Source organism: Lysinibacillus sp. FSL P2-0066, assembly GCF_037969495.1.
GTDB classification, from domain to species: Bacteria; Bacillota; Bacilli; order Bacillales_A; family Planococcaceae; genus Lysinibacillus; species Lysinibacillus boronitolerans.
The window spans coordinates 612,097-625,912 of record NZ_CP150202.1; the positions used below are offsets into that span (position 1 = coordinate 612,097).

The following is a 13,816-nucleotide window of genomic DNA, read 5'->3' on the forward strand; positions in this document are numbered from 1 at the left end:
GGCGCATCTTCATTATTATATATCTAATGTTATTAAATCACGGAGTTCTTGATCTTCTAACTCGGTCAACCATTGGCTTGACTGAATAAGCTCTTCGGATAATGCAGATTTCTGCACCAGCATCTTATCAATTTTTTCCTCGATCGTGCCAATTGTCACAAATTTATGGACCTGCACAAATTGTGTCTGTCCGATGCGATAAGCACGATCTGTTGCTTGATTTTCAACAGCAGGATTCCACCAGCGATCTGCATGTAAAACATGATTGGCTGCTGTTAGATTAAGTCCTGTTCCACCAGCTTTCAAAGAAAGGATAAATATAGGGAAATCTCCTGCCTGGAAAGCCTCTACTAAGCGGTCTCTCTGCTGCTTAGGCATAGCACCAGTTAAAAACGGTGCATCTACATTATATAATTCACTAAAGCAATGCTGTAGTAATTGTCCCATTCCAATATATTGTGTAAAGATGAGACATTGCTCTCCATTGTCCACAATCTCTGCTGCCATTTGTACAATGCGCTCTAGCTTAGCTGAACGTGCAAGCATTGTTTTGGCATCCTCGAAAGGTTCCTTTAAATATAAGGCAGGATGATTACATAGTTGCTTTAATTTACTGAGCATCTTTAAGACGCGCCCCTTTTTTTGAAAGCCTGTTAACTGCTCTAGCTGATCAAGCGTCTCTAAAATATAGCCCTCATAGAGTGAAGCCTGCTCTGTTGTTAATGGACAATATTCATTCGATTCTAGCTTATCTGGTAAGTTAAGCTGTAAATGTGGGTCACGCTTTGTACGACGTAACAAGAACGGCTGAATTTTTGCTCGAAGCTTCTGTTTATGCGACTCTGATTCGTCCCGTTCAATAGGCAAAATAAATTCTTCATTGAAGCGGCCAAAGCTACCTAGATAGCCCTTATGAATAAAATCAAAAATAGCCCATAACTCAGATAAACGATTTTCTACAGGTGTCCCAGTGAGAGCAATGTGATGGTCACCTAGCAATTTACGAATGGCTTTTGATTGTAATGTTTGCATATTTTTTATATTTTGAGCCTCATCAAGTACAACTGCTGCCCAATCGATATTCTGTAAAAATTCAGTATCCTGTGACACAGTACCATAGGTTGATAAAATGACATGTGGTCTTTCTACTGTCACTAGCTGTTTAAACTCTTCATCCTTTGCTCGATTTGTTTGATAATGTGTATGCACAATTAGAGACGGGGCAAATCGAGCAAGTTCTTTTTGCCAGTTCCCAAGCACTGAAGTAGGACAAATAATGATGGATGGCTTTGTATAATCAGTTGATGACTCATAAATATGAAGTAAATAGGTAATCAATTGAACCGTTTTTCCAAGGCCCATATCATCAGCTAGACATGCACCGAAACCTTGTTGGCGCATAAAGACTAACCATTCATAGCCCTCTAATTGATAGGGGCGTAATTCGGTTTGTAAGGACAATGGAATTGAAACGGCAGGCAAGCCTTTCTTCTCTAGAAGCTGCTCCATGTATGCTTTTAATGATTGTTGTATTTCTAGTGCAAAGACTGGATCATCTCTCAGTGCATCATCTGCATCCTCTTCCTCAAGAGGGGCAGACAAGTCTTCTGGTAATTCTCTAAATAATAATTCTCGAACAGTCCAACTTTCATCTTCTGCCTGCTGCATTAATTCACGCATTTCTTGCATCCAATTGGCATCTACTCGGAACCATTCAGTACCAATACGAATAAATTCACGTTTCTCATCCACGAGCTTTTTAAATTGCTCAGCCGAAATCGTTTGTCCGTTCATAGAAAATTGCCATTTAAACGTTAAAATATCATCTAAACCTGCTACCTTCCTTGTAGAGACATTGCTAGTTGTGACGCGTACTCGAATTTTAGATTGTTTTAAATCCTTTAGCCATGCTGGGAGTACAACATCGAAACCAAGAGCCTGTAATCTAGCGAGATCCTCACGTAGGAATGAGCGAACTTCTAAATCTTCCAGTGTCACACGAATAAAGATATCACTATTGATCGTATCAGTGGATAGAAGTTCTACAATTTGTTGTTGTTGCTGCGCAATTTCAGTTGCAAACATTCGCCATTTTGCAGGTAGTGCCTCTTCTATAGGTAAAGATTGTTTACGAATAGCAGGTGTCCAATAGTTTTTGGTTGTAGCGGTGCTTAGGACCGTTTCTAATAACCATACATCTGTCTCTTCCTCGGGCTCACTTAACCGTAAAGAAACGGAAACGGCTCCAGCCTGACGAGCTTGATCTAATGGCCAGCCACCTCGTAGGAAAAAAGGTAGTAACTTTGGTAAATCAGCTAGTATTAGACCAACCTGAGAAAGCTTCTGCTGTACAGCTGTTTCCAATAATGCTGAATCTATATGATCAATAGGGAAACTTAATGATAAAAAATCATCTGCAATCACAGCATGTGACCAAAGGGACGGCTCTTGCCAGTATTCCTGTAATGCGAATACCTTTTTCAGCCATTCCATACTTTCTTCATTTGCACCAATCCAATTGATGAAAGGGTGCTGGAAGCTTGTTGAAAAAATATCTAGTAACTCAGCTGTAGAAACCTCAATTGTATAATCAGTCCGATTTGTTAATAATCCATAAACATTTGCCTCATAAGTAAAGAATAGCGAAGAAATTAGTGTATCAACATCAATTGTTGCACCATTTGCAGTAAAACCCTGCAACGTAAAATATCCTTCCCGAGCTACTTCAATACGGAGCTGTTGTGTTTTGGAAAAAGGGGAAGGAGCATTTATTGTCATCATACTAAGTTTCCTTTCTCAATTTCTTCTTGTAACGCACGTAGTCGTTTATATTCTGCACGAATGGTTTGCATATATGTTTCAAAATAAGCTGCTTTGCCAGCTCGCTTTGCAGCACTCCGCATACTTTTCCAAATACGCACAGCCTGTTTATAATTTAAGCGTGATTTTTGAGCAATTTCAGCCATTGCATAGACATGATATAAAGGTAAAACAGTTGCAGGTTCAATCTGCAATACATCCTTTAATCCACACATTTCTAAATAGGATAGAGAGGATGGGTTTAATTGATGTAGGGCTGCCCATTCTCGATAGCGACCTTTTTTAATTAAAAAACTTGAGAACGGCTGTAGTCCATACACACCAAAGGCACTGTATAGTATTGCTTCCTCTTCCTCCGTAAGCTGGATCTCATCAAATAGAAGTTGGAATTGCCTTACGTATTGGGCACGTTGAACGACCGGAACGACCTCCTGTAGAAATAATTCAGTCAAAGGTAAAATTGCTCGTAAAATGACTGCTAATGAATAGGACTCTCCTGCACGTTGAGCAAAAGTAGCCAGTTCAAACAAGTCCTGCATTTGTGGTAAATCAATTTGTGCCAAACTTTCAAGCAGCAAATTCTCTTTCTGTAATAGCACATAAAATAATAATTTTAGCGATTGTAGAGAAATTTCTGCTGAAGGGTGATCAAGATTATTTATATATGCCAATTCCTTTTCGCGTCGAGGCTTCTCATAAAAAAGCACTGCCCATAGCAGCATGTATAGACGAAGTCGGTTGGCGAAAAGCCCTTGTCGTTCTAATAAAAATTCTCTTACTAGCTCTTGGATGGCGTCATAAAATGGGTCAGTCGCAAACAGACGTGACCGATTAGAAAGCTCTGTGAGAATGCTCTCAAAAGATTGAGTGCTTTGATCGATAAAATATTTCATATAAGATGAATCTAAAGAATGACCAGGTGTTTCATTTAAATGCCGCCATATCGAATTTAAAATGGCTAGTTCCATATAGAGCTTATAAAGGGGTTGCCATTCACGCTCAAAGGGCATATGCCGACGAAGACGCTCTAAAGCATCGGTTCTTACAGCGGAAAGCCCATAGCCCTCTAGTATACGCCCAGACGGTAATAATCGTTTCATCACCTCATCCACCATCATCGACCAGCTTTGCGGGCTGCGTTCATCTGCTAAAGATTTTAACTGAACTGATTTTTGAGCACGCCAAGCACTCGACCAATTTTGAACAGAATCAAAATATTGGTAGAGAGCGAGTAAAGCACCTACTTGATGTCGGCACCATTTTGCTTGGGGACAGCTACAGTGTAGCTCTTCCTTGGAAAAATCAATTTCAACAGAAGCGGGTCTGACATCTTGAACACTTGCATATAATATAGAACTTGCTCCATTAAATCGTTCAAAAACAATGGATTTATTCCTTACTGAAAAGACAGCACGGCGCACTAGTTCCTCATCTTCTGTGGAGGAAGGATGTAACCCTTGTTCAGCTTCTTTTAATTTAGTCAGCACAAATGCTTGATGTTCCTTAGCTAATTGCGATATAGATAATGCCATAACCTCACTCCTTTCATCATGTATGGCTATAGTTAACATAGTTAATTGTAAAAAAGGAAAAAAAGACTGTCCTTCCATTATACGATTAAAATGCAGTAATGATAAGCTGAATGATCAGAAAGAAAAAAATGAGTTAAAGATAGTTAACAAGGCTTTTGATTTGTGTTAAAATCTGAATAATCAGATAATTAGGGAGGGATGAAGGATGATGCAAGTTCAATACATGAAGCCGTTTTACACAAAAGTTACTGGAGATAAATTACGTCTCGTATTTGCTTATCAATATTTCTCTATTTTAAAAGAGAATGAGATTTTCCATTTCATTCCCATAGAAGGTAAAGAGATGATCATCAACATGAAGACACAGCAGATTGAAAATTTATCTGAGGTATTTGTTTTCCAAAAAGGAAATCGCTTTATTCGATTACCACTTTATCAATTATTGCTTATTACCAATGTACATGAGCATTTAGCACCAATACTTGAAAGCGCTACACCAAAGCAACAAATTCCGATGGTTTCTACTGTGACAGTTGGCGAAATCGATCAGCTTATCGCAGAGCTAGAGGACAGAAATTGGGATCATTTAATTGATCAAGCATTACTAGAGAATGATAAAGCACTCTTTTTCGAATTGCTACAGCAAAAGAACCATCAACATGGGGGTTTCAAAATTGAATAGAAGGCATGTCCAGTAAGCACCTACTTTTCATAAATGACAAGCAGGTGCTTTTATGATGTGGTTGATCAACTATAATATGTTAATAACTCATAAAAAATTAGAAACCATTTCCAAAAAGGTCAATAGATGAGATGATAGACCGATATATAGGTTAAGAAGGTGGTGAAATCATGCTTGGTAAGTGGTCAGCAACGGGGATGGCAATCCTGAATAATATGAATCATCATTATGGGGCGATGAGTAAAGCTATGCTGCGAATTTCTTCGGGTTATCGCATTAATAGTGCGGCTGACGATCCAGCTGGACTGGCGATTTCTGAAAAAATGCGTGCACAAATTCGTGGCTTGAATATGGCAGCTAAAAATATACAGGATGGTATTTCTCTTGTGCAGACGGCAGAGGGGGCACTGAATGAAACACATGCCATGATTCAGCGTATGCGTGAGTTAGCAGTGGAAGCAGCCAATGATACATTAACGGATGATGATCGTAAAAAATTAGATTTGGAATTTCAGGAATTAAAAAAGGAAATCCAGCGCACATCGACCGATACAGAATTTAATACGAAGACATTACTTAATGGGGATTATGAAACAAATGGCATCAAGATTCAAGCAGGCGCCAATGCAGGACAGAGTATAGAATTATTTATCAATGGGATGGGGTCCGAGGAACTTGGGGTGAAGGATGCTTCTATTGCTACTCGTGAGGATGCGGAAAAAGCTATGTCTTCAATGGATGAAGCCTTAAAACGTGTTTCCAATGAGCGCTCACGTCTTGGTGCCTATCAGAACCGCTTGGAACATGCCTATAATGCTAATGTGAACACGGCAGAGAATTTACAAGCAGCAGAGTCTCGTATTCGAGATGCAGATATCGCAAAAGAGATGATGAATATGGTGAAGGCGCAAATTTTAATGCAAGCAGGTCAATATGTTTTAGCCATGCATATGCAACAGGCCCAGTCCATTTTAAAATTATTAGAAGTAGGAAAAAAATGATGAATTTCAATTAACATTGAAATTCATCATTTTTTAATGTTTATTTTGACAAAGCATCAATTGCTAATTTAGCAGTTGCAGTTGCTTCATCTTGTAATGGGATGACAGCCTGGCGCATTTTTTCTTGAACCGTTGTATAGGATTCGAGGATTGCCACAGCTTGTTCAAACAATGTCACACCATTCCAATCATCAACCTCAACATGGCCGATGACGGGCTGATCAACGATATCAGCAAACGCATCAATTTTCGGATCATAGGAAATCGCAATAAATGGTGTTGCATAGATTGCCGAGAAAATTAAGGAGTGTAGTCGCATACCTATTAATAGTTGCGATTGACCAATCACTGCGATTTTTTCCTCAATGGATAAATCAGCAGGAGCAATTAAGCTCTTTTCCTTCATAAGTGCTGCTATTTCCTGTGAAGTGATAAAATCATGCTCACCATGCATAGGGAGGAAGACGATTTGCTCACCCTGACGTACTAATTCATCTAGGCTGTGTGCAATTTTCTCTTTGTAGGCAACAGCGGAAGGCCAATCTCGAACGCTTACAGAGATATAGCTATCGGCTGATAAAGAAACACTTTCTAGCCAATCACAATGAAAGTCATTACCGTTTAATCCCATCACAGGATCTGGTACGATCTTTGTTTCTTTTCGTACACCGATCTCTGTTAAAAGAGCTAGAGAGGCTCTATCTCTAACCGTTATTTGCTCAACCTTATTAAAAACTGTACGAACAATGAATTTACTAAGCGGATGATTAATCGGACCCATACCTTGGGCGTAAACAAATACTGGCTTCTTTAACCATTTTGCGATTTGAATAACGCCCGCATAGTAAGGAATAGTTTTCATGCCTGTTTGATCCTGCATAAGACTACCGCCACCACTAATCAGTCCATCCGCTGTTTTAAGTAATTGGCGAATTTCTTTCATTTTCCAACGATTAATGGCTTTGACACCATATGTTTGCTCAGTAGCTGCTGGATTATTCGATAATACCGTGATCTCTATATCACTTTGCCACTTTTTTAATGATTGGATAATGGACAGTAGAATGGCATCATCTCCGACATTATCAAATCCATAATAGCCAGATAAAACAACGTGCATTATGACCACCTCGCGATTGCCTTAGAAACCCAACGATAACCGATTTTGAAGATTAGGATAAACACTAGTCCTACTACAAGACCTAGAGATACGCTGTATAGTGTACGTAACACAGAAACAGCCACTGGGATGTGTAGGTGAGTAAATGTATTCATGATGGATAGGAAACCGATAACACCTGGTACAAGAAGAATACTACCCCATTTACGATTAATACCCATTACATATAACGCTAAAATGAAGAATGGGAAACCAATTAAAAATTCCTTCGTTCTTGGTCGAACATACAATGTATTTTCTAGCCATTGTCTAAAGGCTAGTTCCATATCACTTACAGAACCAGAGTTTCCTGTTCGGCTAATGTAAAATAATCCGACACCAGCCAATACAATGAGTAGTAGCACATGCCAATATTTTAATTCTTTATTTAACAATGTTACCGTATTGGATAAAGAGTTCTTAATGTTTTGATCAGCTAGTCGGTTCATCTCAATTACTGTAAATAATAAGACACCCATAATTGGAATAAGATAAACAAGCTTAACCCCTTTAAATACAGCAAAGCCTGTTATAAAAGCATTACCATTCAATAAGCCAATGACAATAACGATCCCAATAACGCTAATTGCTACTGCCTTTAAATATTGGACAATTATGTTAGATAGCTTTGTAGAACCTTGTGCTGATTTGATGACTGCATAGGTTGGTGCAAGGACAGCAATAATGAGTGCAAATGCTTGTAAGAATAGAGTACTTTTCAGAATAAAGTACGCAATCGCTAATACAGCCATAAAGCCAGCTGCCGCGATACGAAGAGGCATCCATTTTACTAATTCTGAAATGATAAAGGTAAATAAAATACCTGCTACTAATACGGCTGCTTTGACCCAAGCTGGCACTGCAACTTTATCAAATAGCTTTGGTTCACCTGCTTTGAAATGATCTGGCATTGTGTCATGCACACCATTTAAGTAATCAATCGTTTCTTCAACATTTTCTTTGGCATTTCCTGTTGTTTTAATATGATAGAAGATAGAGCGAATATTACGCTCTTTGACAGCTCGTGTTGTACGATCAATACTTGCATTTAGCTTTAATTTAGTCTCTCTGTTCACATTGATGCTATGCAAACGAATCATATTGTAATCCGTCATTTGAGCGATTTTACTTTCGCCTTTAAGTGGGTTACTTTCAATTGTGTAGAAGTAATAGCCAGCATCATTTAATTTTTCAACTAATTGATTGCCGTTTTCTTGTCCAAATCCAATGGCTTCATCACCTTGGCCAAGTAAGCGGCCTGCTGAAGCCTCTTTTAAAGCGACTAATTGATTAACCAACTTTTCATTAGCTACTTCATTATCTGCATTTTCTACCTTAAAGATATGCGCCAGTCCATGCTTACTAATCATGTCAATCGCAGGCTGATCGTAGCCAATTGGTGTTTTTAAATCAAAATTGTGGTTAGAAGCAGGAAGGAAATAAAAAGCTTCTTCACCTATTTGTACTTCCTCTGGTGTAACGCTCTCCATGATCAGCTTTTGGTAGCTTTCATTTTCAGGTACTCGAATATAATAGCCGCTATTTGAGATATCAACAGCATCTTTATAGGGTGTAAACAATAATTGTGCTGCTAACTCACTTTCCTTATAAACGGTAATTAAGTTTTGTTTGTCCATTTCCTTTAATGTTAAGGGCTCTAGACTCACAGTATTCAGCCCAGCATCCTTTAAGGAGGAAAGGATTTCATCCATTGTTAGATCGCTATTTTTTTCTGCGGTTTGTATTTCATCATAGGGAATAACAATCTCATAAGCATCATTCGATTGCTCTGCATTCCACCTCATCATGATACCTGTAGAGGAAACGACGAGTAAAAGAACAATGATCCCCCAAAGCCATTTCTGTTTTGACATAAGTGTCCTACCTCTCTTATTTATGAAAATCTTTTTCCGATAACAGGGATTTTCTTTAAATCTTGTTTATGAATAGCTTTCATTAGCCATAGTAGAAGGAAGTAAAGAGCCCCTCCAACTACGATTGCGACAGTTAGATAGCCCATAGCTAACATTCTTGACCAATGTGTAAAGTCAAGCCAAAGTGTTGGTAATCCAACTGCTGCTCCCATTACAATTGAAGACACAATCATTTTCACCGTATCTTTTCCAAGGACAGTAAAGCGAATCGTACGATAAATAAAGACAGAATTCACAATAAATAACACAAAATACACTAGCAAAGTTGCATAGGCAGCACCATCTAAACCGAATGCCTGAATAAGGAAGATGTTGGAAAACACCTTAAGGACAACACCACTCAAAATAATGAGGGCTCCTGTTTTGGCAGCATTCATACCCTGAAGAATACCTGTTCCAAGTAAAGTCAGAGATGTAAAGACAGAGCTAAGGTTGATGATGGCTAACATTAAGCTTCCCTCTAAGTCTTTAAAAAGAGCTAGATTTAAAGGCAAGGTTAAGGCTAGTAGCCCAATCGCAGCTGGCCATGAAATAAGGTGTGTCATACGATGAGTTTGCTCAATAATAGTGCGTGTTTCATCCAATTTACGCTCAGCTAGCTTCGTTGTAATCAAAGGCACAAGCGGCAAGATAATCGAAGAAGCAAAAACAGTCGTGATTTGAACTAATGTTAGTCCTCGACCATAAATACCATAAAGGTAGCTAATTTCACTCGCATCTGCACCAGCACTTCTTAAGCCATATGTAACCGTAAAGGAATCAACAAAGTTAAAGAGTGCCATTGTGACAGAACCAATCGCAATTGGAATAGAAATTTTTAAAATGGTTTTACTGTATTTAGAGAAATCCTTACCAGAATATTTCTCCTTACTCGTCACTTTTACCGAAGAACGGAAATATTTAAAGAGTAAATAGAAAAGTGACCCTAGGGCTCCTAATACAGAGCCTGCCATAATTCCACCAGCTACGATGTCATTTGAATAATCCATTGCTACTAGGAAATAAGCAACGATTAAAATTAACGCAACACGTACTAACTGCTCAATCACTTGTGAGATGGCAGTAGGTCGCATATCCCCAAAGCCTTGGAAAAATCCGCGATAGACAGCCATATAAGGAGCTACCAGTAATGTAAGGGCAACAATAATTAAGGCGATCTCTGTTGATGGCCCACCAAGTGCATTTGCTATCTGCTCTGAAAAGCCGTAAATGATTGTAAAACTAATGACGCCAAAGGATAATGCAAGGATTCTTGCAGTCACATAAATTTTCTTAATTTTGGCAGTATCCTGACTCGTCTTGGCTTCCGCAATCAGCTTAGAAATAGCGATAGGGATACCTGCAACGGATAAATAAAGGGCTACCATATAAACAGGATAGACAAGACTAAAAATACCGAGTACTTCATCACCAGCAATATTTTGAAGTGGTATACGGAAGATACTACCGATTACTTTAGAAAGTAAGGTTGCTATCGTTAGGATGAGTGTGCTTTTAACAAATGTTGACTGACTCATTTTGTTTTGCCCTGACCTTTAAGCTTTAATGCAAACACCTTTAAAGCAAAGCGTGGGAGTACAAGCATTCTGCCAAATCGACTTGGCTGGCGTAACAGTCGATAGAGCCATTCAAGATTTAACTTTTGCCAAAGTACTGGAGCACGTTTTACAGTGCCAGCGATGACATCGAAGGAGCCACCTACACCGATAAATACACCCTTTGAAAATTTCTCGAGGTTTTCCGTTATCCATTTTTCCTGTCTTGGTACACCTAATGCCACAAATACGAGATCCGGCTGTAAAGTTGCAATTTCTTTTGCAAAATCATTATTATTCCAGTCGAAGTAGCCATCATGATAGCCAACGACATCAACGTTTGGATAGTTCTTATGAATATTGGCAACCGTCTTTTCAATGGTTTCCTTTTGAGCACCTAATAAATAGATTTTAAAACGCTTTTGATGACCAACTTCCAACAGACGTACCATCGTATCATAGCCAGTTACACGCTCTGGAAGTGAATCACCAAGGATTTGTGCAGCCTTAACGACACCAATGCCGTCCGCACAAATGTAAGTTGCCTGCTTTAAGTAATTCATGACAGTTGGATTTTCATTTGCCTGCATGACAACTTCAGGATTGGCTGTCACAACGAAAGTTTTTTCTTGCTGTTCAATACGATTAACGAGTAAATCAACAAACCCTTGCTGACCAATATGTAAAAAGGGTATGCCCATAATCGTTACATGCCTCATATAGTGTTCAAACCTTTCTGTAATTCCATTTTCACTGCAATCTATCATACCATAAAAGCAATATTGACAGGAAATTTTCGATAATGGGTTTAACGGGGACTAACTAGGGTATAGCGCTAATAACTGAACGAATGTTAAAAGAAATAGCACACGCCTATTAAGCTTTTTAGGACACTATTTTGACGTAGATAACTACTAAATTTTAGGAGGATAGTTTGAAAATTATATCCTAAAATTTCGAGTTTCTTCTATTATATAGCGCTTTCATCTAGGTGATAAAAAATGACTAACAAAAAGAGTGCGAATCATCATCGCACTCTTCTTTTGCGCATCCTATTAAAATCATTTTTTTACAATATAATCGCCATGTACCCAGCCTGTTTTTCCGTTGAAAAGCACCTGATACCAGGCACCATTTTTTATAAACTCACCTTTATCGTCTACAACACCGATAATAAAGCCATTCGGTTTAACAGTACCTAAAATAGCACTTGTAGTAGATGGTTCGCTTCGAACATTGAGTGTAATGTTCATATTGACAATTTGTAAGCCATTTTCAAGACTCACATAATCATCAAGCACCCAGCCCTCTTGTCCATTGACACTTACTTTCAACCAACCACCATTTTCACCAAGAACTTTAAAGGAGGTATCCTTTGGCAAATTCGTAATAATCGAAGCATTATCTGCTGTATTCGGATACGTTCTCATATTGAGATTAATCGTCGTTTTACCTGCTGCCCCCGCTAACCCTAAATCCAATGCGTATTGCTTCGATGGACTCGGTAATGAAGGAGCGGAAGATTGACTTTGATATGCAGGCACATCAAACACTAGGTTAGTTGTCGTATGAGCACCAATTAATTCATAAATATCATAGATCTTCTTCGCTTGAATGACAGCCCACATCACATGTGTTGCATACTGGTGGACTGTCGGATTATCAGGATTCCAACGCATTTTATAAAGCGTATCCTGACCCTTGCTAATATACTGATCCTTTACAAATTGGGCACCTCCGATAATAGCATCCTGAACAGTAAACCATCCATTTGTATAAGCACGCTCCGCACCATACTTATTAGCATCAGCATCAATAGCGCCAATACCGTAAGCATTGTAGGTTGTCTTAATAGCAGTTAATTTATCGCGATTTTCTGGTGTCGCCATCATCGGTTTGCCATTTGTATCTAAGCCAACCTCGATCCCTTTAATAAGTGCAGAAGCCCCATTGGCTGTTTCATGCAAGGCATGGGAGACTAAATAAATAGCATTGATCTTATTGTCTACACCAGCCTGGATAAAGGCATCCGCTGTACCTGCTAAGCTACCTTTATTCGCAAGTACTTTATCGTTCAGCTCTTTTGCACTCAGGTTATTAACGACAGTAGATAATTTTAGGAATTGATAATAAGATGGGCTATCCTGCATAAAGCTTTTTGGGTGTACATAGTATGACACTAGTGCCTCACTAGCCGTGAAAATGCCAGCACCATCGACCTTTGGATTATTCATTGTTTGTTTACTCACTACAGAAGAGTAATCATGTGAGTAATTCGTCGTCATGTATTGCTTACCACCTGCCCCAGGCGCCTCTAGATGGATTAAACGATAGAGCACGGTAGCTGCCTCAGCACGAGTTGTTTGAGCAAGAGGTGCAAATTGATTATTTGGCTTCCCAACAAGTAGTCCTGTTGTGACGACAGCTTGTACATCTGCATAGGCCCATTTGGCAATGCGCGCATTATCACTAAAAGCAATAGGGGAGGAAGAAGTATTGATGTTTTGATAAGTAAGAGCTCTTTTTAACATAGCCGCCATTTCCTGACGATTAATGTGATTATTCGGATGGAATTTGCCTTGCTCATCACCTTTAATTAGCCCGTGATAGCTTGCTTGCTCGACTACTCCGTAATACCAGTCACCTTTTTTAACATCTGTAAAGGTTGCCTGACTAGAAGCCGCTGGCAAGTTCAGTGTTCTAACAAGAAAGGCTGCAAATTCAGCACGAGTGACAGCATCATTCGGACGATAATTGCCGAATTCATCACCCTTCATTAAATCGTGGGTAATAAGATAGTTCATTTCATGGTAGGCCCAGTGCTTTGAAATATCTTCTGCAGAAGCGGAAGTTGGCGCAAGATATAACATGCCTGCCAGCACGGCCCCATAAAGAGGAAATTTACGTTTCATTTTTTAAGCTCCCTTCAATAGCTGATATGTTCTATCAAACTATCAAAAGTGTAGCATAAAAAGTGGCAATCTATTATTACAACATGGGGACATTATTTACTTAATAAAGAAGAAACTCATAAAGTTGGTGGGGAAGAGGCAGAATTCGCTAAGAAACGCCTTCTATATTTCTGTTTCTTTACAATTATAACTAAAATATTACGGGAGTCTTTAATTTTTGACAATTTAGTAACCATTCCAG

General features: G+C 38.9%; 9 protein-coding genes. 2 read left to right on the plus strand and 7 right to left on the minus strand.

Annotated features, from left to right (window positions below; genetic code table 11):
* Window positions 1-15: 15 nt before the first annotated feature.
* Window positions 16-2,781, minus strand: coding sequence for a DEAD/DEAH box helicase (locus MKZ14_RS02995; RefSeq protein ID WP_258859088.1), 2,766 nt, complete (start codon window positions 2,779-2,781; stop codon window positions 16-18).
* Window positions 2,778-4,352: a hypothetical protein gene (locus MKZ14_RS03000; protein WP_258859087.1), complete on the minus strand. Its 1,575-nt coding sequence runs from the start codon at window positions 4,350-4,352 to the stop codon at window positions 2,778-2,780. Before MKZ14_RS03000 ends, MKZ14_RS02995 begins: the two co-directional genes overlap by 4 nt.
* Window positions 4,353-4,557: 205 nt before the next feature.
* On the opposite strand from MKZ14_RS03000, the gene MKZ14_RS03005 reads away from it, so the two are divergent.
* Window positions 4,558-5,034: a hypothetical protein gene (locus MKZ14_RS03005; protein ID WP_036076109.1), complete on the plus strand. Its 477-nt coding sequence runs from the start codon at window positions 4,558-4,560 to the stop codon at window positions 5,032-5,034.
* Window positions 5,035-5,204: 170 nt separating this feature from the next.
* Window positions 5,205-6,035, plus strand: coding sequence for a flagellin (locus tag MKZ14_RS03010; protein WP_339280606.1), 831 nt, complete (start codon window positions 5,205-5,207; stop codon window positions 6,033-6,035).
* Between the two features lie 40 nt (window positions 6,036-6,075).
* On the opposite strand, the gene csaB is transcribed toward MKZ14_RS03010, so the two are convergent.
* The 5 genes from csaB to MKZ14_RS03035 all read right to left on the minus strand — a co-directional run bounded on the left by csaB (window position 6,076) and on the right by MKZ14_RS03035 (window position 13,575).
* On the minus strand, window positions 6,076-7,155 hold the full coding sequence (gene csaB, locus MKZ14_RS03015) for a polysaccharide pyruvyl transferase CsaB (protein WP_339280607.1): 1,080 nt from the start codon (window positions 7,153-7,155) through the stop codon (window positions 6,076-6,078).
* Window positions 7,155-9,068, minus strand: coding sequence for a DUF5693 family protein (locus tag MKZ14_RS03020; RefSeq protein ID WP_339280608.1), 1,914 nt, complete (start codon window positions 9,066-9,068; stop codon window positions 7,155-7,157). The genes csaB and MKZ14_RS03020 overlap by 1 nt, the downstream gene beginning before the upstream one ends.
* Window positions 9,069-9,088: 20 nt before the next feature.
* Window positions 9,089-10,645, minus strand: a complete 1,557-nt coding sequence (locus MKZ14_RS03025) for a polysaccharide biosynthesis protein (RefSeq protein ID WP_333006216.1) — start codon at window positions 10,643-10,645, stop codon at window positions 9,089-9,091.
* Window positions 10,642-11,382 carry a WecB/TagA/CpsF family glycosyltransferase gene (locus MKZ14_RS03030; protein ID WP_339280609.1) on the minus strand — a complete coding sequence of 247 codons (741 nt, stop codon included), beginning with the start codon at window positions 11,380-11,382 and terminating at the stop codon, window positions 10,642-10,644. Before MKZ14_RS03030 ends, MKZ14_RS03025 begins: the two co-directional genes overlap by 4 nt.
* Window positions 11,383-11,724: 342 nt before the next feature.
* Window positions 11,725-13,575 (minus strand): S-layer homology domain-containing protein, encoded by a 1,851-nt coding sequence (locus MKZ14_RS03035; RefSeq protein WP_339280610.1) that lies wholly within the window; start codon window positions 13,573-13,575, stop codon window positions 11,725-11,727.
* Between the last annotated feature and the right edge of the window lie 241 nt (window positions 13,576-13,816).

Coding starts and splice junctions, on each gene's coding strand:
- MKZ14_RS03020 (WP_339280608.1), bottom strand. CDS start 9,068: ATGTCAAAACAGAAATGGCTTTGGGGGATCATTGTTCTTTTACTCGTC.
- MKZ14_RS03000 (WP_258859087.1), bottom strand. CDS start 4,352: ATGGCATTATCTATATCGCAATTAGCTAAGGAACATCAAGCATTTGTG.
- csaB (WP_339280607.1), bottom strand. CDS start 7,155: ATGCACGTTGTTTTATCTGGCTATTATGGATTTGATAATGTCGGAGAT.
- MKZ14_RS03035 (WP_339280610.1), bottom strand. CDS start 13,575: ATGAAACGTAAATTTCCTCTTTATGGGGCCGTGCTGGCAGGCATGTTA.
- MKZ14_RS03005 (WP_036076109.1), top strand. CDS start 4,558: ATGATGCAAGTTCAATACATGAAGCCGTTTTACACAAAAGTTACTGGA.
- MKZ14_RS03030 (WP_339280609.1), bottom strand. CDS start 11,382: ATGAGGCATGTAACGATTATGGGCATACCCTTTTTACATATTGGTCAG.
- MKZ14_RS03025 (WP_333006216.1), bottom strand. CDS start 10,645: ATGAGTCAGTCAACATTTGTTAAAAGCACACTCATCCTAACGATAGCA.
- MKZ14_RS03010 (WP_339280606.1), top strand. CDS start 5,205: ATGCTTGGTAAGTGGTCAGCAACGGGGATGGCAATCCTGAATAATATG.
- MKZ14_RS02995 (WP_258859088.1), bottom strand. CDS start 2,781: ATGATGACAATAAATGCTCCTTCCCCTTTTTCCAAAACACAACAGCTC.